Genomic DNA, 18,983 nt, shown 5'->3' on the forward strand with positions numbered 1-18,983 from the left:
AACTTCGGTCATCCCTGTGCCCCCGCATCGGCGGATCTGTTTAATGAGTTGGTTTAGTTCTTATTGGTGAACTATTACACCCCCCCTAAAGTAACTGGAGGAATCGAATGGAGGAGCCTCATCATCACTCATTGAATTCCAGCCATACCACAAAACGCAATGTCAACCGCCACCCATATTGTAATAAATATCAGAAAAAGAATAATCCATGCAATCAACCCATAGACACTTACCCCTGATCGGCTCCAAAAAACAATGAAGATTGGAGCAGGAGCTAAGAGTACCAAAACGGATGTTAATGCCGGTAACGAACAAAAACACAAAGGCAGCCATGAACTCAATGTGATGCCTAGCATATAACATCGCTGTTTAAATCGACTCTTTTTAATCTTCGATTTGCAGACCATAGCTTCGCAACTATGGATTGAGTAAGGATTGCTGGACTCTTTCATGCGAAACTATTGCCTCGTGGTCATCAAATCCTGAACACAGCAACCCCTTGTCGTAAATGTCCTCCAGCCGCAATCCAACAGACCATTAGCCATTGCAACAAGCATAGTCTTTACTTCTGCCGGAAGTGTTCTATGTGTACTGAAGTACCTCGGATCAAAATCGTACGGGTCGGCAATACATGCATCTAAGCTAACATAACAAGGTTTGCAGTGACAACCGACTCTTGTCGAAAATCCACCAATACCAGCACTCCATGGAGATGAAGCAACCTCATCTATCGGAATGCTAAGCGGCGTTCGACCTGAAGATTTACCTTTGCAAGCAGTCATACATGCCGCACTAGCAGTACCCATCGCACTTCCAATGGCCGCACATGTCTCTGTTTCACTTAAGTTTAAATCGCCACCGCTGCCAGCAACGAAATGCCGCCACAAACGCTTTTCCTCGTCGGTCGACAACATCCAATCGATTACAGTTGCTAAGTCAATGCACCCCATAACTGGCCCAACAATGGGCGGTAACGGGGAGGTAGGCGGCGATGGCACCAAATTCTCCAAGTCAATTGTGCCTGGCGGAATGGTTACACTAGGAAATGGTGACAAGAATATTGGTGGTTGTGGCGCTGATGGTTGCGTAAAAATAAAATCGAGCCCAGATGGATCTACTCCATGAGGGACGAAATATGTTACGACAAGACTTGAACCATCCCAATACCCGATCGGATCTCTGCCCATAAACCTACCTGCGAGTCCACTCATCCACCTCGCCCTGAAGTGATACAAGCCTAGCGTTTGATCCCATTCACGCCCGGTGTAGGTATAGCGATTATTAATCGCGGAACTCGAGAGCACCGAGCCTGAGCCATCGAGGATGGTTGGCTGGCCGTAGGCCGTGTAGGCGTAGCGTTCCGCTACGGAGCCCAAAGAAGTGGTTACTGCCGTGATGCTGTACTGCTGGTTGCTTTGGTAGTAGTGAATCGTTCCACTGGTACCAGCTGCCTTGCGCACAACCGGTTCGTCGATGTAGCTAGCGTAGACATAGCGATGCGTTGGCGAGCTAGGAGCATCCCCGTATCCGTAATCGGCGATCGTCTGTTGGTCATGCTGCACGTAAACGAAGGAGCCGGAGGTTCCTTGTCGTGCTACGCGTCTGCCCAATGCGTCGTACTGGAACGTGACATCGTTCGAGCCGTTGTTGTCCACATCGGCGCTCTTGAGCTTGTTGTCGAAGTCGGGGAGCAGGCCGGAGGCTGGAGGCGAGAGGCTAGAGGAAGACAAGGAACAATCAGGGCATAGGTGGCGCAGGTGGGTCGGACCATGGGTGCGGTTCTGCGCCGTACCATTGGTGGTGATGCTGTTCCAGTCACCCACACTAGTGAGACTCCACGATTGGGTAAACGTTCCGCTAGCACGGGCGAAGCCGGTGAGACGGTCCTCGTCGTCGTAACTGGTGCCTGCTGAAGTAAACCCGTAATTGCTCATGGGGAAGGCGTTAGGCGTTAGACTTTAGGCGTTAGGAAAACAGATTGTGTTGCGATTGTACCCGAGCGATTGCTAGCCGTGGGGAGAATTTTCATGGGGGGGAGATTTGGTTGTCCGAATCGGCGATCGTTCCCAAGGGGCCTCTCGATCTACCTCTCCCTTTTTCGAACGCGAGAGCTAGACTGGAACGAGAGAAACTTCGGACTTTGGAGGTGGACATGGCTACTGTAGAAGAGCGTCTCGCAAAAGTTGAGCGCGAATTAGAAATAATCAAACGCGACAAACAAGCGGAGAGCTCAAGGCTCGGTTGGCTCGAAAGAGTCAAGGGGACCTTCAAAGGGGATCCTGATTTTGAAGAGATCGTCAAGCTAGGCAAAGAACTCCGAGATCAAGAGTCCTGTGAGGGGAATCTGTAGTGTTTCTTTTTGATACCAACCACATTAGCGTTTGGCAGCGCGGTGAAGGTTTGGAGTATGAAAAGCTTTGTTCTCGACTCGAGCGATACACCGGTGAGCAGTTTTTTGTATCAATCGTGTCGTTTCACGAACTGGTGAATGGCTGGAACGCCTACATTGCCAAGCGTCGTGGTAGCGAATCGCTTGTTCGTGCGTATGCCGAGTTTGAGGGTATCCTGCGTGATTTCTCCGCTATGCAGCATCTGCCATTTGACCGCAAGTCTGCGAAGATCCTCGATCATTTGATTAGCTGTAATTTGCGAGATGGTTCGATGGACTTGAGGATTGCTTCCATTGCCATTTCCAATCAAATGATTCTACTAACGCAGAATTCGGTCGACTTTGAACGAATTCCAGGACTTCAGATCGCCGACTGGCTTCTTTGAAGATTCAGCGAGTCTCCATGAGCTTGAACTTCCGAAGATCGATAATCGGCCCAAGTGCTTGCGGTGTGGTACGCCGGGGATGCGCTTGGAAGGGTACCGCGATCGCATGGCGACTTGGGAGTTCATCCACCGGGTAGAGCATGCGATCGAACAATATTCGAAGGCGCCTACCACGCTCGATCAATTGATCCGATCGAAAGCTCGCTTAGAGAGCCTTGCACCGAAGCAAGGGTTGCTTGCCAACTGGAAGAAGGCGCTGGCTGTAAAGGAGCTCCTGGCATGGATGGTGATTCAGTGTGAAGGAGAAAATCTGCAGACCGAAGAAGCATCTCTTCGCTTCGGGGCAACCTGCTGCTACGTCTCGGTAAACCTTCCATTACCGGACATCTAGTGATGAAGAACGTCGTTCGCCATCCATCACGCTCGAACTGCTCGCTACCTCACCTAATCGCCTCTCTGCTGCATGCGATTCGGAGCGAGCTGTCTGAAGGTCCGTCCTTACCGGACGTAAAATGGATCAAACGAAGCACTCGGTGCATCTTCTTGCTCGCAAGCGGCTCATTGGCCGCCATCTTGCGGCCCCTCGAGCGATAGACTCGGGGGAATTACCCCCACAAAAAAACCATAGAGAAAACGCAGGGAAAACCAACTTCGGTCATCCCTGTGCCCCCGCATCGGCGGATCCGTTTAATGAGTTGGTTTAGTTCTTATTGGTCAAGTTCGTGATCTTGTTGTTGTAGACACCTAATCACGGATTCCTCATTTTTGCTAGCCCGAAATCATTTTTTCTAATCCGATTTAGTTTTTGCACAGGGCGGTCTTCGACTCTGACTTGGCGGGTTCTCAATGCACTCCAAACGGGCAATCGTTCCAACATTCTTGATTTCGCAATTCGAACTTCGCACTTCCAACTTCCATCGCGATCCAGAGAGCGAATCCATTGCGGGCGAATGGTGATATCGTCTCGTTAGATGCCATCCTTTCGCCCGCTTTCAGAATCGCAGTGAATGGCACTGATCGAGTCACTCGAACCTCTCAAAAAAGCAATGAATTCATTGCTAGTGCAACGGATTCGGTTCCTGGCACCTTTTGTCTTTTCCGTACGCACGCTTATCCGTCGCGTAACAATTACCTAGCCGAGATGTGATCGACGCCCAACAAGGCAATGCACAACTGCTCCGGATGACAGAAACAATATCAAGACAGGAATAACCAGCAAGCCAACAACCATGCTTGATGGAGTCCAGCCAAAGAATGTCACAAACGTCATAATTCCCAAATTCATCGAAAGCCCGACAAATGCAGCATTCAGCAATTTTCGCCGTAGTTCTCGAAGTACTTTACTCGGGAACGACACACGTATTGGACTGTAGTTGATCACAAATAATGGAATCTGCGATAAAAATCCAAGCGATACGGATACAACTCGTATCGTAAAATCCGCACGCGCTGCGCTCACACATACAACAACTGACAATGCGGCTAGTGAAGTGGGCAGCCAGCTCTGACGCTCTCCAAAGAGCTCCCTGAAACCCGCGTTAAGCAATCTGGTCACCAGGATTAGTGGGAGGTGGAGGAGGTGGATTCAGCGGAAACAATATCTCGCACCTCCTATTGCATTCATAATCTCCGTATAGGCAAATTCCAGTCGCGGTAACGCAAGACAAAGCGCACGCCGCAAGACAAACTCCGTTCCAAGGAGGTGGGAACCACGCGCATGTTTGAACACATCTCCAACACATTATTCCTGTCGTCGCCAGACAAAGAGCAAGTGTTTTTCCACAATTATCATGACAATCCGCCTTATCTTGTCCTTGACCACATAGACCCGTTGGGTCAAGTAAACTCTGAGGTGTTCCCTTGGCGTACTCATACAGGTTCCACATGCTTCCGCCGAACCCAATTGGATCTCTTCCCAAGAAACGCCCAGTCTTCGGAGACATGAACCGTGCTCGGAAGTAGTACAACCCAACAGTCGCATCCCACTCTCGGCCGGTATACGTGTACCGATTGTTGATCGATGAACTCGCGATAGTCGAGCCCGATGCATCGCAGATCGTCGGTTCGCCGTAGGCGGAATATGCGTACCTTTCAGCTACGGTTCCCGTGGATGTCGTGACAGCGTTGATTGAGTACTGTTGGTTGCTTTGGTAGCGCCAAGTGGCAGTGGTGGCTTCAGCAGGGGACGGACCAACGCTGGCGTTGACGGAATGGACATGGAAGCACTGCGAAACAGGAGTAGAAGCTTCGGTGCAACCGAAGGTTGCATTTGGCTCTCCCGTGCGGGGGCGCGAGGAGCAAAGCTCGGGAGATGTTTCAAGCATGGCGTTTTGGGGGTGCATAGCGGCTATTGTAGCCATTCCCAACGACGCTTGCAGCGATTTCGAACCGAGGATTTTCACCGAGTTAACGACTCGAGTGATCACGAAACGCAACCAGCAGAGCGAGCGACCGTGAAGCCGCTGCAGCTTGCGTCCGAAAACAGGCCGCCTCGGAGGGCGAGCGACCTGTTCTTCGACTCCAGCTTCCGCTGCCTCCCCCACCTTGGCCTCGGTTTACTTGAAGGAAGCAGCTGAGCACCTAGCCAGCTTGTGCAACTAGTCAGCCCGTTTGGGCAAGCTCGCTTGGTCCGGCTTGGCCGGGTGCATCGCGTCATGGACCGCTCTCAAGCGATCTAGCGTGACGTGGGCATAGATTTGCGTGGTATTCAAGCTCGCATGCCCCAAGAGCGTTTGGATCGATCGCAGATCGGCTCCATTCTCCATCATCAGCGTTGCTGCCGTGTGACGAAACATGTGGCATGAGCCTTTCTTCGTGATCCCAGCTTGCCGAACATACCGCCTAACCATGGCCGAGAGATTCACCGGGTGCATCGCCCCTCCGTTGTGGCACAGAATCACCACCTGCGTCGCTGGCTCGCCAGAGTCGCTTGCACGTTTCCTCGGATGCTTCCAATTCCGTTTGCATCCTCCGCCGCTCAAGAGCCAGGGCCTTACGTCTTGGAGGTACTTGGTCAACCAATCCAAGGCGCGCACTCCGATCGGTACAAAGCGATCCTTGTGTCCTTTCCCTTGCCGGATATGAAGCAATCGCCTGGCACGATCAATATCCTGAATCTCCAGCTTGAGAAGCTCGCTTCTTCGAATGGCACTGCTATAGAGAATCTCCAAGACACTGCGATCCCGAATCCCAATCTTCGTGCTCACGTCGGGTTGGTTGATGACATGCTCGACTTCGCTCTGGCTTAAAAAACTCGCCGGGAGACGATATTCGGCTTTAGGAAGCTCGATCCCTGCCGCCGGATTGAAGGGGATGTGCTTTCCCAAGCAAGCCCACTGCAGCCAATGGGATACGGCATGGACATAGGAAGCCCGCGTTGAGGCTTGCAGGGGTTTGCGTGTCCGCAAGTTGCCGATATGGAGCAAGCTCCTTTGATACGCTGCGAGGATCTCCGGTGTGATTTCCGAAAGAGTATGGATCTCACGCTCGGTGAGCCAACGGATGAAGCGACCCAGCGAGTTTTTTCTCCTCTCCAAGGTCGCTTCCGTCCAATTCACTACTCGCAGATCGACGAAGTACGCTTCCATGAGGGCTGACAACGATGGGGTAGACATGTTTCTTTAAGACCTTTTCTCAAGACGAACCGAATCAAAAACACAAAACGAAACCGAGGTATGCAACCGAGGTATGCATAAGTGGGGGCGCGAAGAAGCTGGGCTTGCTCTCCAAGGGCACAAACTCAAAGAAGTGGCCTGCGAGCAAGCGATTGCTTGCTCCAGGCCGTTTGGAGAGGGGGCACGAAGCCCCCACAAGGGGGGCACGAAGTGAGACGTCGTAAGCAGTTAATCGGCAGTTAGCCCGCCAACTAATCCGCCAACTGGTAGACGTAGGTTGCCCCCTGCTTGCCGCGATGGACAATCAAGTGCTCGAGCTGGACCAGTCGGTCCAAGTGGGTGCGCACTTGGTTGTCGCTCCAACCGACCGATTCGCGAAACGAGCGTCGAGTAAACCGGAACCGTTGCCGGAGCATGGCTTGTTCGGCCGAGCTAGCAGCTGCTGCAGTGGCTGCCGCAGCCCGGCAGCCTTTCGCCACAAACTCTTGCACCAAGTGGAGGCACTGTTCGGTCTGCGGTGCCAGTTCACTAAGCGACTGCTTCAAGAGCTTGTCCATTAGCCGATTGGCGAGCGCGATATCGGACTCTTGGACTTCGATCCACTCGGTTCCATCCTCTTCGGTATGGATCTCTCTCTGGTGCTGGTGTAGCAAGGCGATCGCTTGAATGAGACTCAAGTACTTGGCATGATCACGGCGGTTGCGCAGTCGATCGCTAACGAACTTCAGGGAATCGACCAAGGGGTTCAAGACCTGCAAGGGTCGGAGCAAGCGCTGCGCATGGCGATGCAGGGTTCGTATAGCTGCCACTTGCCCCTGCCGCTGCAATCCTTCGCGCGTCTGCAGCAGACGCTGACGGGCTTGAATGGCCTTGGTCTGCTCGATCGATTCGTCGACGGTAAGGATCAAGCAGCGATTGGCTAACTCTTCGTCCACATCCCGGGCCGTCGAAGTGATCATGAGCTGAATGGGGCCTTCTACGCTGTGCAATTGGGTAACGCTCCGGCCATCGTTGCCACGGACCACCGTGGCATGGGTTAGCTTCCCTTCGCTTTGAAGGAGTTTTAAGGCATACGCAGACTCTGAAAGACCTTGATCTTCGCTAATGGCTAAGGTCTTATGGCGAAGCTGATCGCTATCGAGGTAATAGAGCGATTGGCAAGTGAGGTTGCTCAATCGCAAGACTTCTTCCGGTGGGACCATGGCCAGGATGGTTTCCATGAGCGTTGTCTTCCCTGCGGCACTGGAGGATCGGATCAGGAGAGCCAGCGGGGTGGGGAGCTTGCGACTCAAGGCAGCTAGGTAGCCCACGAGCTTATTGGATGCTTCTCCGACCATGCCACATGTATCGAGATCGTGCACAATACGTTCGATCAGATTGGGAGAGCGCAGGAGCTGCATGGCTTCTTCCTGCTGGGCTTCGGTCATAGCGGGAATCGCAGGACCGATGCGTTTGGCGGCTTCGATTTGAAGGTTCCGTAAATCTTCCGGTTGAAGGAGGATTCTTCCTAGATCGATCTTGATCGTCTCCTCTTCGCAGAAGAGTTCTAAAGCGGCGGCTTTCACGAAGGCTTGCCGAGCGCTGGAGCGCATGAGATCGACCGTATCGAGATGCATCCGTTCGAGTCGCGATACGGCGATCGAGACGCGCAGGCTCAGCGAAGACATGTTCTTCTCAAGGCCACGGATCTTGTAGCTGCGATCCTCGCGAGTGATAGTGACGCTGCTTGCGTCGACGGAGATTTCGGAGGCTGGAGGCGTTAGGCTAGAGGCTGGAGGAAGAGTATCGCAATCAGGAACGTCTGCCACTGGCTCTTCCCGAAGCCTGACCCCTGAATCCTGAAGACTAGCTTCCGACTGAAGCCTGACGCCTGAATCCTGAAGTCTGGCTTCCTGCGGAAGCCTCGCTCCGGTTCCTACCCGGAGCTTGTCAATGACGGCTCCGCTGTTGCTCAGCCGATAGCCTTCGAAGCCCGTGATGCGATGCTCTTCGTCCACCAGGGGGATGGTAATGTAACCACGAAGCGCCTCACGGCCATTCTCCTTGTAAAGACCCATCTGGATGAGTCGCTCTCGGATTCTTCGACCCGCTGCCGTCTGATTCGAGGGCAACTGGTTCCCTAGACTCCGATCGGAAAATCCGATCCCCAGGGTGCGCAAGGCTTCCTCTTCGAGTTCCAAGCCAAAGGAGGCCATGGCCAGAATCTTGTCCGTGACACAGCGTGCGTAATGTTCTGCGGTCGCTTTCCACGGATCCGCTTCGAATGCAGCCAGCAGTGGAAACGGATTCGGATTCGTTTTCGTTGAGAGCAACATGATTCATCCAAACTAGATTCTGAGAGCTCATTGCCTAAGAGGGGAGGGTGCCCGAGCACTTCCAACCCCGCATCGCCGCGCGATTCCTTTTAAGGAATGCGGCGGCTCTGCTTGGTCCACAAGGGGGCGATCTCTCAAATTCACGAAGAAACTCCCTACCTATGGGATCGCTCGAATTACCCTACAGCTATCCATGCACTGTTCGATCCAACCGATGCAGGATCTGTTGCCTACGGTGAGATGCCATACGACTAGGTCGCATACCGTGCAATCGGTCCTGCTACGCTACTCCAAATCCTTTCGCTTCAGTCACCATGTTCCGTTCCATGAACGCCGTGTGCTGGATAAACTCCTCGACTGCCGTCGTGGGAGTTTCGGTTCCACCTACTATGGATGCGAGACCTGCCAACAAGGGCGCATTCTCTACAGCCAGTGCCATGATCGGCACTGTCCCAACTGCGGTTGGCTCAAGCGCAAAGCGTGGCTGCAGCAGATTATCGCGTGGAATCTCCCCACCACGTACTACCACACGGTCTTTACCGTTCCCCATGAGCTCAATCCTCTGATCCGAGCCAATCCGAGCGCTGTGTATCAGCTCTTCTTTCGAAGAGCCCAAAAGACGTTGCTCGAGATCGCTCAACGGGAATTCGGCTGCAAGCCGGGAATCATTCTCACGTTGCACACTTGGGGACAGCGCATGCTGACCCATGTGCATATCCATGCCATGATGACCTCCGGTGGAGTCTCTGTAACTACTGGGGATGCGAGTACCAAACCCTCCTGGATCCCGATCCCTCCGGATGCACCAGGCATCCAAGAGAAAGTCCTCGCAGCCCTCTTTCAAAAGAAGTTCTTAAGAGGATTGAAAATCCTCTTCGATCAAGGAAAACTGATCATCCCTCCTGAGATGGAATTCGAAGGGGTTCAAGATCGAGACTCGTTCCATCGGTGGCTGGAGCCTCTGGCGCAAAGGAACTGGAAAGCCGATGCACAAATCACTCCGGATGAACTGCAAACGCAGTTGGGCTGCGCCCGTTATCTTTCGGACTATATCCAAGGAGCAGCGATCTCCAACAACCGGATCGTCGAGGACAATGGGACGCACGTTACCATTCGGCAATGGGATTATCGAATGAACAAATCGGTCGAGGAGACCATGGAGGGAGAAGAGTTCGTTCGCCGGTTCTTGCTCCACATCGTTCCGAGCAACGTGCATCGCGTGCGCTATGCAGGTCTCTTTCAAGGGAAAGGACGCAAGGAAACGCTTCAAAGAGTCCGCTTGCTCTTGGCCAAGCACAATTCAGATTCCATGGGGACGCGACATGCGTCGCTTCCCCCATCCGCGAGACTCCATGAGCTTGAACTTCCGAAGATCGATAATCGGCCCAAGTGCTTGCGGTGTGGTACGCCGGGGATGCGATTGGAAGGGTATCGCGATCGCATGGCGACTTGGGAGTTCATCCACCGGGTAGAGCATGCGATCGAACAATACTCGAAGGCACCTACCACGCTCGATCAATTGATCCGATCGAAAGCTCGCTTAGAGAGCCTTGCACCGAAGCAAGGGTTGCTTGCCAGTTGGAAGCGGGCGCTGGCGGTAAAGAAGCTCCTGGCATGGACGGTTGTACAGTGTGATGGAGACGATCTGCAAACCGAAGAAGCGTCCCTTCGCTTCGGGGTAACGTGCTGCTGCGTGTCGGTGAACCTTCCGTTACCGGAAATCTAGTGATGAAAGTCTTCGTTCGCGATCCATCACGCTCGAACTGCTCGCTACCTCACCTAATCGCTTCTCTGTTGCAAGCGAATCAAAGCGAGCTGTCTGAAGGTCCGCTGTTGCATGACCTGAAATGGACCAAAAGAAGAATTCGGTGCATCCTCTTGCTCACAAGCGGCTCTTTGGCCGCCATCTTGCGGCCCTGCGAGCGATAGACTCGAGGGAATTACCCCCACAAAAAAACCATAGAGAAAATGAAGGCAAAACCAACTTCGGTCATCCCCGTGCCCCCGCATCGGCGGATCCGTTTAATGAGTTGGTTTAGTTCTTATTGGTGAACCGTATTCTTCTTGCTGCTAAGACGAAATGAATCAAGCAGCAAAGAAATCCAATCGATCCAAACAAGCCCGCCGAAATTCCATGTCCGTCTGGATCTCCAATACTCCTAAACGAATCCGAGTAGAACACACTTCCAAATGTCGCTAAGCAAATTATAGCTACGAGGTACCAAATAAAAACAAATCGCACTTTTAGAAACTCCATTACATAAGCCTCTGTAGATCTTCTTCAAAAAAGATGTGGTCCCCCCCGCCCAGTGCGCCATTGTCCGCGTAAAGAGTACTACCGTCGCAAAAGATGATTTTCACGAAGAAGTGAGCCGATGTTAGGCCACCATACGCGTCAACATTTTGCATATTTACTCCCGCAAATGCAATACAAGGGTTGTTTTCGAGTTCTGGTATTCGTCTGTAACAATCGTTCGCCCACCTCGAGCAAGTCTGCGGTCCGAGCGGAAGTCCAAGAATGTTTAAAAGCCAAGTTTGGCTTATTGCATTTGTTAGATCTAAAACCGCTCGCTCACAGGCGTCTTTGGTGCAATTCGAGCATCGTGAGAGTGACATATTCAACCGGCTGCAAATCCCAAAGGCTCTATTCTCATCCAAAGTGAGTGTTGCCAATGAGCCTTCACAATGCTTTCCATTTCCACAGAATGAATTTGTGTTGCTAAAGTCTACATCACATCTTGCGCTGCAGGCAGCCTGTGCTTGTTGTTGTGATGGATTACCCGCCGAGACAATGAATCGAGTCTGATAAGAACGGCTGTTGTAAAAAGGGAAAGCGGAACCCGACGTGTAATGCCACTCTGTGCAATCACAGTTGCATACCCACGCGCCAGACGGATCCCACTTCCTCATTCCCATGTAGACAGCGTACTGACTTAGTCCATCTTCATACCCAATTGGATCCCTCCCCATAAACCTACCGGCGCTCCCGCTCATCCACCTTGCACGGAAGTGATACAAGCCTAACGTCTGATCCCATTCACGTCCTGTGTAGGTATAGCGATTATTAATCGCGGAACTCGAGAGCACGGAGCCTGAACCATCGAGGATGGTTGGCTGGCCATACGCCGTGTAGGCGTAGCGTTCCGCTACGGAGCCTGAAGAAGTGGTTACTGCCGTGATGCTGTACTGCTGGTTTCTATGGTAGTAGTGAATCGTTCCACTGGTTCCAGCCGCCTTGCGCACCACCGGTTCGTCAATGTAGCTTGCGACCACATAACGATGCGTTGGCGAGCTAGGAGCATCCCCGTAGCCGTAATCGGCGATCGTCTGCTGGTCATGCTGCACATAGACGAAGGAGCCAGAGGTTCCTTGCCGTGCTACGCGTCTTCCCAGTGCGTCATACTGGAACGTGACATCGTTCGAGCCGTTGTTGTCCACATCGGCGCTCTTGAGCTTGTTTTCGAAGTCGGGGAGCAGGCCGGAGGCTGGAGGCGAGAGGCTAGAGGAAGACAAGGAACAATCAGGGCATAGGTGGCGCAGGTGGGTAGGACCATGGGTGCGGTTTTGTGCCGTGCCATTGGTGGTGATGCTGTTCCAGTCACCTACACTGGTTAGGCTCCACGATTGGGTAAACGTTCCGCTAGCACGGGCGAAGCCGGTGAGACGGTCCTCGTCGTCGTAACTGGTGCCTGCTGAAGTAAACCCGTAATTGCTCATCGTCCCACCGATGGTTTCCGATGTTTTGTTCTTGTTCGAATCCCAAGTATAACTCAGGTTCCCGATGGATGTACCTGTTCCTCCGTACGAAATTGCCGTTAAGAGGTTATCGCTAGCATAGGTGCGCGATTCGGTGACTCCGTTGCCAAGGGTTTCTCCCGTGAGGCGACGGCCATCGTCGTAGGTTCTCGTGCTAATGGTCGAACCATCGAGTTTCAATTGGTTCAGAGCGCCTGTGGCGTGGTAGGTGCGCTCGGAGATCGAACTGTCAGGGTAGGTGACCTTGGTCAATTCCCCTCGGGAATTGTATTCACTGGTAATCGTGTAGGTTTGGCCGCCAATGGTGAGTGCCTCGGTGGCCTTGCGCCCGATCGGGTCAAACGTGTAGGTGACCGTGTTGCTATAACGGCCGCTCGCGGCCGTGAGCATGCGCCCTGCGCGATCGAAGGTGAAGGTATCCGAATCGGCGATCGTTCCCGTGGGGCTATTGGCTGCCGTTCGGTAATCCTTGGTCGTCATTCTCCCGGCAAGGTCAAACGCGTAGGTGACCGTATCGCCCAATTGGTCCTGTTTGCGTTTAACGCGCCCTGCGTTGTCATACACAAACGTGACGATCCCGTAGCCTGTTTGGCCAGGGGAGGTGCCTGACGTGTGATCTGGGTAGGTTTCTGTGAGTTTGGAGCCTCGAGAGTCATACGTGTAGCTGGTCGTTTGGCTCTCCGCATCGGTCAGGGAGGCTAATTGTCCCAAGGCGGTGTAGGTGAACGACGTGACGGCGCTAATCCGATCGGTGGTCGACTTCCTACGCCCTCGCGCATCGAAGGTGATGTAAGTATGCTTGTTCTTGGCATCGGTTTGCTTGATCGCGTTTCCAGCTTTGTCATATTCGGTCTTGGTAACCGCGCTATTGGTATCGGTTCGTTGGGTATTGCGCCCCAGGGCATCGTAGACGTTCCGGAACCTCCGGTTCCCAGTTTCGAGACCGAGACTCCGGTGGAGTTATCCAATCCAACCCCATCGGCCAAGTTATCGTCGTACAGATACTGTGTGGTGAGACCATCGGAGAGCGAGACCCCTCCGGTGACCATCTTCGTATTCGAGGAGATAGTGAACAACAAAACAACCGATTTCGCGGCCCATTCGATCCGTTGGATTCGCTACGATGCTGACATTGCATGGGAGCAGAACACTAATCTTCGCTAATTACCACTGATAAGGAATAGCAATAAGTTTGCCGCGGTTTTGGATTAGTGGGAATTAGTGGAGATTAGTGTTCTTGCTTCCTCAATACGGTGAACTTCACATTCTTGCAATGCCCATGTTTTTTGGTCCATCCGGCATTAGTCGCAATTCCGAGCATCTGTAATCCATTACTCGATCGCACAAAACGACCGACCAACCATAAACAGCTGAGATCGAAAGTTCAGAACAACTTCGACCCAAATAGAACTGCGTGAAATGCTACTATCGCAACAGTCTCTATCGGCTGACTGTTAAACGACGTGTACGCGTGTCTTCGACTTCGCGTCCTGCGTCAGCCGATGCGTCAATCAATCGCTGGAATTCGAAGCGGAGAGGCTCGCTAAGTCCCTTCACGACTGCGCCTTCGAAGGGAACGTTAGGGGTATCGGCATGGATCCATGCTTGCAGAGCTTTCTGCGTGCGTTTGAACTGGTCGGAAAGCTCTTTGAGATAGATTCTGTCTTTGGACACGTTAGGAGTACTCCAGGGTTTCCACGGGAACTTTGTGAGTCAGTGGGTCTATCCTGGGAATCCAACCCTATCGGTCAATAGCACGATTCAAGTCCATTAAACTCCATTCATCGAGGGGGGCGTTTCAGAATGTCAACAGGATCAATCTCGTATTCCTGAACCGGAGACATAAAACATATCTAGAAACCGTTGAACGTGCTTCGTTGAGCCGCATCATACTCACCCGCATATGCGATTGCTTGGGGAGGGGGATGCAACGGGCATCTTTACCTGATTCGTCGCTGCTGGGTCATACAATCATCGCATGTACGTGCTTATGAAACCCCACACAACAAACGGCAATGGCAACGCCCAAGCTAACGCGCACCAAATTCCGATACCGTCTGCCCAGTATCCGCGAATCATATACCACTGCCTATTTGCTCCGCCCACGATGGCAGAAAGGAAGAATAGAAATGAAGTCACCACCCACATGTGGTAGAAGGATTCCAATGCATAGCGTCCGGGATTGTGGGCAACGATTAATTTGGCATAGACATGCCATGGTTCAAATTTCGGATTCTCTAGTGTCCATTGGGTAACAATCATCGGTACGAAAATGGCGGCGCTGCATCCAGATACGAACAAGTAGTGCGCACCGACTCCCCAAATGGCTCGATAAGCAATTCGGTCTCGCAGTATTAAGGGAAGCGACGCAATCGTCATTCCAGATATAGAGACGTAGAACCCGTAAATCAGATATCCCAGTGATGTCGGAATCGACCCTGTAATAAGAGCGATCCGCAACAAAGACATGCCAATGGCTGCTCCGGTAGTTAGTACCAGAATAACCGTGATGGAAAGTCGATCCGGTGGACGATCTGACATCTTGTGTGCTCTAGTCTCACGATCTCCTGATCGTCAGTAAATGCGTGTTAGAACATCCATGACGATTGGAAAACAAACAACTGACCCAGTGCAAGCAGACCATTTGCAATCGCAAGCACTGTCACAAGCTTAGAACTGGGGTTTCTCATCACAAACCAAGTACTGACGAGCAGCGAGAACCCGAACAGCAGTACGGATACCGCCGACAAAGCGGGCACGACAATCTGACGCGCATCCACACTAATTGGAATCCGAACGTAGTACAACATTGCGATTAATAGGTTAGCGACAACTAGTGACGCCAGCACACCTACGAGCTTGCCTTCTCTAAAATCGTATCGATTGGTTGGACTAACGGCGTTCATGGTTCTCTCCGAGCGAGCTAGTAATTCTAAGGCGCAAGCGCCGGAAAACAAGCTTTGATTGTAGCCAATCCAACCGATCGTATGGGCCGTGAAGCCGGTTGATTTGTCTCAGCGTCTCCAGAATGGAAAGCGAGGTCTTTTGCGGCTCCAATTCAACGCTTGTGTACGCCCGGCAAGGGCGTTGGTTAGTGGGGGTCAAGTCCCCTATGCGAGACAGGACACTCGCAGAGATCAGTATACCATATGACCACTATGAGAGTGCAAGTATGTACGGTATTACGGTAAGGATACCCGGCAACGGGCATCCTTACCCGATTCTGCTTCTTCTATCGCAGTTTTAGGGCATCGGCCGCCTCGTATCCCTCCCGGGTTACCTCGAATACTTCGCCCTTATGGCCACGATCCAAAATGTACCTACGCCGTCGCAAGTCCTCTAATCCTCAAACAAGCGAAAGCTTGTTTGTTGGGGCGTGATTTTGGCAGCGCAGCAGCGACCGAGCCAGCGGGACTGGCTGATTTTTTTTAATTGCTCTAGCTTCACACTTCGAATTGGATCTGGGTTTGGCGTTGCGGTTGCGGTTCGCTTCGGATTCGATGTCGAAGCTCTTCTTGCCAGCACGTTTCCGTTCTAGCGATTCGATGCTACAGATTGAGCACAGCACACAATCGGAAGAATGCTGATGTGTAGTCCGTCCAGTTAAGGAGCCGATGAATCGTTATCCTGGCATGTCGTAGAATTTGACATGGCACATGAATGAACACGGACAGAAACGTTTTAAATTCCATTGTCAGGAGCCGTTTCTTTTCTGCTTGATGTTCTTGCTCTTGTCCAGTCGCAACTGGAGTCAATAATGCGGACCAGGATTTCAAGTTCCATGCGATACTCGTTATCACCATGTAGGCCCAATTGCTCTCGAGATTGTCTACTGGAGCACACAACGATCGAACTCCGCCGGAGAGTTGTGCGATCAAGTTCTCCTGGTCGCAACGGTCATTGCAGCCAAACACAATTTCCTCGCTCGATACCGAGGGCAGATCATTGCTGATGTAGAAGAAGTAGCGGATCTCGTCGATGAGCCGAACATCGCCTTGTTCCTTGGAGATGTTCTTCCGAACAACCACCATTCGATACGTTTTCTCGCAGGCGTTGGGTTGGTAGTCGAACTCGGCCACTTCCTCATGCAGTAACTCAAGATGGACGTAATTGCGTTCCCGAATGATTTGGCGTTTGACGTTGGTGGGTTTGGTGCGCGTTTCGTTGGTCTTGTTTTTTGGTAAGGCTCGGGTGAGCTTCTTCCACGCCGACGCATCCAGGTTGTCTGCAATTTCCTTCAGATTCGCTCGTGCCTCATAACCAAACTGGAAGCGTACTCCCAGGGCATCCCAGCCGTCGAGATACTCCGTCTGCGAGAATTTACAGTCACCTCGCATCCGAATGCGCCGGAAGCCTCCAGCGATGCATGTACAGATTGCCTTATCCAAGTAGGCTGCCGCGTTGTGAGCGCTGTGGACCGAACCGCTGCGATTCGCAATCGCAAGGACTTCCTTGGTGTTGGCTAAGCTGACCAGCAAAGGATGGTATCCCCAGCTCCCTTTGTACGAGATATCCATTCCTTCCTTGCACTCGGCTGTGGTTGCCACGATGACGCCGTCGACGTCGATGATGGCTTGGTCAAAGAAAGAATCATCCTGCTGCTTCCAAACGTTGATCCTAGCTTCGTTGATGGCTTGCATCAGGGAATCGATGTCGGATTGTTGGAATCGACGGCAAAAGTCGCCCGCCGTGGTTGGATCAGGAATCGAATCGGCACCGATGGCATCAAGGAATGTGGAATCGTTTCGAAGACGTTCCAAATGCTCGAGTCTCGATCCGTTGCATAGAACATTCATAACCATCGCGAGGACGTGGTCGGATTCATGATAAGGAGCATGTGACTTTAAGAGTTGGACACGATGATTGATGGCATCGGTCAATCCGACATGCCCGGCGAGCTTGAACATGGCGGAGACACCAGCGTAGCTGATGGCATGGGTGCGATCAGCAAGTTCGTATTTGACAGAGTTGGTAGCGAGAACGGGATTCGGATTCGAGATACCGCGAGAGAATCGATTCTCCCTTGCAGTTGCGAGCCTTTTGAGGATTTGCTTCTTGCGTGCACCGATACGTTTTGCGAAACTTGTCTTCACCTGAAACCCTCCGTGTGTGTGGCTTAATCGATTTGTTGTTACTTCGTTAAACCGCAAAAACGCCGGGAGGTTTCAGGTTTTTTTACGAAAATCTCAAACGAACTCAACCAAGCTTCGCTTGATCGAGGTCTAATCCACCGACCCAGAGTGCAGTAGTCCGAGCGTCCCTCGACGGTATAAGTGATTTTCCATTCGTTTGGATCGCTTCACCACCCATGTATCGAACATGCAAAATGTGTCCGTCACCGGCAGCAGCTTCGACTAGTATCGCTTTGGCTTCGTCCGACAATTCGGCGGACTTTGGTCGAAGTAGTGACGAAGTCACAACACCGGAAATTTCTTCCCTCCAATCCACTAACTTTGGTTCAATCGGCAAGGCACGGATGATTTCTCGCAATGCTTCGAGATCTGACGCTGGAGACTTCCAGACGTAAGTTTTAAGGAGCTCTGGAATACCGCCTCGATCCCCGAGTTCATTGCTGAACTGCAATGTAATAATTGCAAACTTGTCACCCTTTTTCCGCTTTTCTGCGATGGCGTAATTTACCTCGGTCTCTAGGTAGCCCTCATCCTTGAACGCGGGCGTCACAAAGAAAACAACCCCGCAGGAATCTTGCATACCCCGCAGCAACCCTCGCTCCAAAGTGGTTCCAGCAGGCATCGCATCTTCGTCAAGCCACGGTTGATAGCCAAGCAATTCAAGCGATTTGTGGAAATCCTTAACCTTCTCTTTGTCAACACCCTTGTGACTGAGGAAGACCTTCTTGGCTTCACTTTCGACCATACTATACTGCGCTCCGCAAATGATACAAAAAGCACTATCAACACGATTCAATTTTACAGTCTCGTCGCAGCACGGAAACCGCTTGATTTCCATTTCTTCGTCGATATCGACTGGCGCAATACCAGGGTCAGGTAAATTTCTCTTTACGTCGATCTTGATGAAGGAATTAGAGCTGCGCTTTAAGCGACTGCCAAAGTCTTTGAGCAGCGGTGCAACAATTCTACTCGTGGCAACCGAACGAATATGTTCAAGTTGTTCCGGCGTAAACCAGCATTGTCGTCCTTCGTAACCACAGTATGGGCAAAATGAAACTGGTTCTGAACTACCATGCCCCAGCAATGTCTTGAAGTATTGATTGCATGATGGGCACTCTTGCGACAAGAAACCGTTTGAGTCCGTTGCAAAGCTGATTTTCATATAACCTCTTGAAGCAGAACGGTACGCATCACCGCGGTCGCGGCGGGTGATGCTTGATTTGAAAAAAGGTCCACCCACAGCTCCGGTGCATGCGAGTGTGTTCGCCCGCCACTTTCGTTGGATACTGCGGCGCAAGTCCCCTGTGCGAGATTGAGTACTTTAGTACACCTAATGACCACTACGAAAGTACAAGCACGTGAAGGGGGGCGGGTAGGACGCCCGGCAACAC

General features: G+C 52.1%; 16 protein-coding genes. 6 read left to right on the forward strand and 10 right to left on the reverse strand.

Annotation, left to right across the window (positions count from 1 at the left end):
• Positions 1–458: 458 nt before the first annotated feature.
• A complete protein-coding gene (locus SH467x_RS05295; protein ID WP_482370246.1) occupies positions 459–1,934 on the reverse strand; it encodes an RHS repeat domain-containing protein in 1,476 nt (491 codons plus the stop codon).
• Between the two features lie 218 nt (positions 1,935–2,152).
• Between SH467x_RS05295 and SH467x_RS05300 the strand changes: the two genes are divergently transcribed.
• From SH467x_RS05300 to SH467x_RS05310, 3 genes are all read left to right on the forward strand, one after another.
• The gene (locus tag SH467x_RS05300; protein ID WP_482370241.1) at positions 2,153–2,350 is read left to right on the forward strand and encodes a hypothetical protein; all 198 of its coding nucleotides are present in this window, start codon (positions 2,153–2,155) and stop codon (positions 2,348–2,350) included.
• Positions 2,350–2,775 carry a type II toxin-antitoxin system VapC family toxin gene (locus SH467x_RS05305; protein ID WP_482370247.1) on the forward strand — a complete coding sequence of 142 codons (426 nt, stop codon included), beginning with the start codon at positions 2,350–2,352 and terminating at the stop codon, positions 2,773–2,775. The genes SH467x_RS05300 and SH467x_RS05305 overlap by 1 nt, the downstream gene beginning before the upstream one ends.
• A 79-nt stretch (positions 2,776–2,854) precedes the next feature.
• Positions 2,855–3,166, forward strand: coding sequence for a hypothetical protein (locus tag SH467x_RS05310; RefSeq protein ID WP_482370248.1), 312 nt, complete (start codon positions 2,855–2,857; stop codon positions 3,164–3,166).
• A gap of 1,147 nt (positions 3,167–4,313) precedes the next feature.
• Here SH467x_RS05310 and SH467x_RS05315 read toward each other — a convergent pair.
• Positions 4,314–4,904 carry an RHS repeat domain-containing protein gene (locus SH467x_RS05315; RefSeq protein ID WP_482371342.1) on the reverse strand — a complete coding sequence of 197 codons (591 nt, stop codon included), beginning with the start codon at positions 4,902–4,904 and terminating at the stop codon, positions 4,314–4,316.
• A gap of 31 nt (positions 4,905–4,935) precedes the next feature.
• Here SH467x_RS05315 and SH467x_RS05320 point away from each other — a divergent pair, with 31 nt between their 5' ends.
• Positions 4,936–5,232, forward strand: a complete 297-nt coding sequence (locus SH467x_RS05320; protein ID WP_482371422.1) for a hypothetical protein — start codon at positions 4,936–4,938, stop codon at positions 5,230–5,232.
• A 140-nt stretch (positions 5,233–5,372) separates the two neighbouring features.
• Here SH467x_RS05320 and SH467x_RS05325 read toward each other — a convergent pair whose 3' ends face one another.
• The gene (locus SH467x_RS05325; protein ID WP_482370249.1) at positions 5,373–6,389 is read right to left on the reverse strand and encodes a tyrosine-type recombinase/integrase; all 1,017 of its coding nucleotides are present in this window, start codon (positions 6,387–6,389) and stop codon (positions 5,373–5,375) included.
• A 251-nt stretch (positions 6,390–6,640) separates the two neighbouring features.
• Positions 6,641–8,704: a hypothetical protein gene (locus SH467x_RS05330; RefSeq protein WP_482370250.1), complete on the reverse strand. Its 2,064-nt coding sequence runs from the start codon at positions 8,702–8,704 to the stop codon at positions 6,641–6,643.
• Between the two features lie 265 nt (positions 8,705–8,969).
• Between SH467x_RS05330 and SH467x_RS05335 the strand changes: the two genes are divergently transcribed.
• Positions 8,970–10,430, forward strand: coding sequence for an IS91 family transposase (locus SH467x_RS05335; protein WP_482370251.1), 1,461 nt, complete (start codon positions 8,970–8,972; stop codon positions 10,428–10,430).
• Positions 10,431–10,960: 530 nt separating this feature from the next.
• Here the strand turns inward: SH467x_RS05335 and SH467x_RS05340 are convergent.
• Entirely contained in the window at positions 10,961–13,171 is a 2,211-nt protein-coding gene (locus SH467x_RS05340) for an RHS repeat domain-containing protein (RefSeq protein WP_482370252.1), read from the reverse strand.
• An 84-nt stretch (positions 13,172–13,255) separates the two neighbouring features.
• Between SH467x_RS05340 and SH467x_RS05345 the strand changes: the two genes are divergently transcribed.
• Positions 13,256–13,624 carry a hypothetical protein gene (locus SH467x_RS05345; protein WP_482370253.1) on the forward strand — a complete coding sequence of 123 codons (369 nt, stop codon included), beginning with the start codon at positions 13,256–13,258 and terminating at the stop codon, positions 13,622–13,624.
• 276 nt (positions 13,625–13,900) lie between these two features.
• On the opposite strand, the gene SH467x_RS05350 is transcribed toward SH467x_RS05345, so the two are convergent.
• The 5 genes from SH467x_RS05350 to SH467x_RS05370 form a co-directional block, all read right to left on the reverse strand.
• The gene (locus tag SH467x_RS05350; RefSeq protein WP_482370254.1) at positions 13,901–14,134 is read right to left on the reverse strand and encodes a hypothetical protein; all 234 of its coding nucleotides are present in this window, start codon (positions 14,132–14,134) and stop codon (positions 13,901–13,903) included.
• A gap of 297 nt (positions 14,135–14,431) precedes the next feature.
• Complete coding sequence (locus SH467x_RS05355; protein WP_482370255.1) at positions 14,432–15,001, reverse strand: hypothetical protein; 570 nt, start codon at positions 14,999–15,001, stop codon at positions 14,432–14,434.
• 47 nt (positions 15,002–15,048) lie between these two features.
• The gene (locus SH467x_RS05360) at positions 15,049–15,366 is read right to left on the reverse strand and encodes a hypothetical protein (protein WP_482370256.1); all 318 of its coding nucleotides are present in this window, start codon (positions 15,364–15,366) and stop codon (positions 15,049–15,051) included.
• A gap of 642 nt (positions 15,367–16,008) precedes the next feature.
• Complete coding sequence (locus SH467x_RS05365; protein WP_482370257.1) at positions 16,009–17,553, reverse strand: IS1380 family transposase; 1,545 nt, start codon at positions 17,551–17,553, stop codon at positions 16,009–16,011.
• 103 nt (positions 17,554–17,656) lie between these two features.
• On the reverse strand, positions 17,657–18,754 hold the full coding sequence (locus SH467x_RS05370) for a toll/interleukin-1 receptor domain-containing protein (RefSeq protein WP_482370258.1): 1,098 nt from the start codon (positions 18,752–18,754) through the stop codon (positions 17,657–17,659).
• Between the last annotated feature and the right edge of the window lie 229 nt (positions 18,755–18,983).

The sequence above is a fragment of the Brakhagea slesvicensis genome, assembly GCF_052161625.1.
Classification (GTDB): domain Bacteria; phylum Planctomycetota; class Planctomycetia; order Pirellulales; family Pirellulaceae; genus JBKCUI01.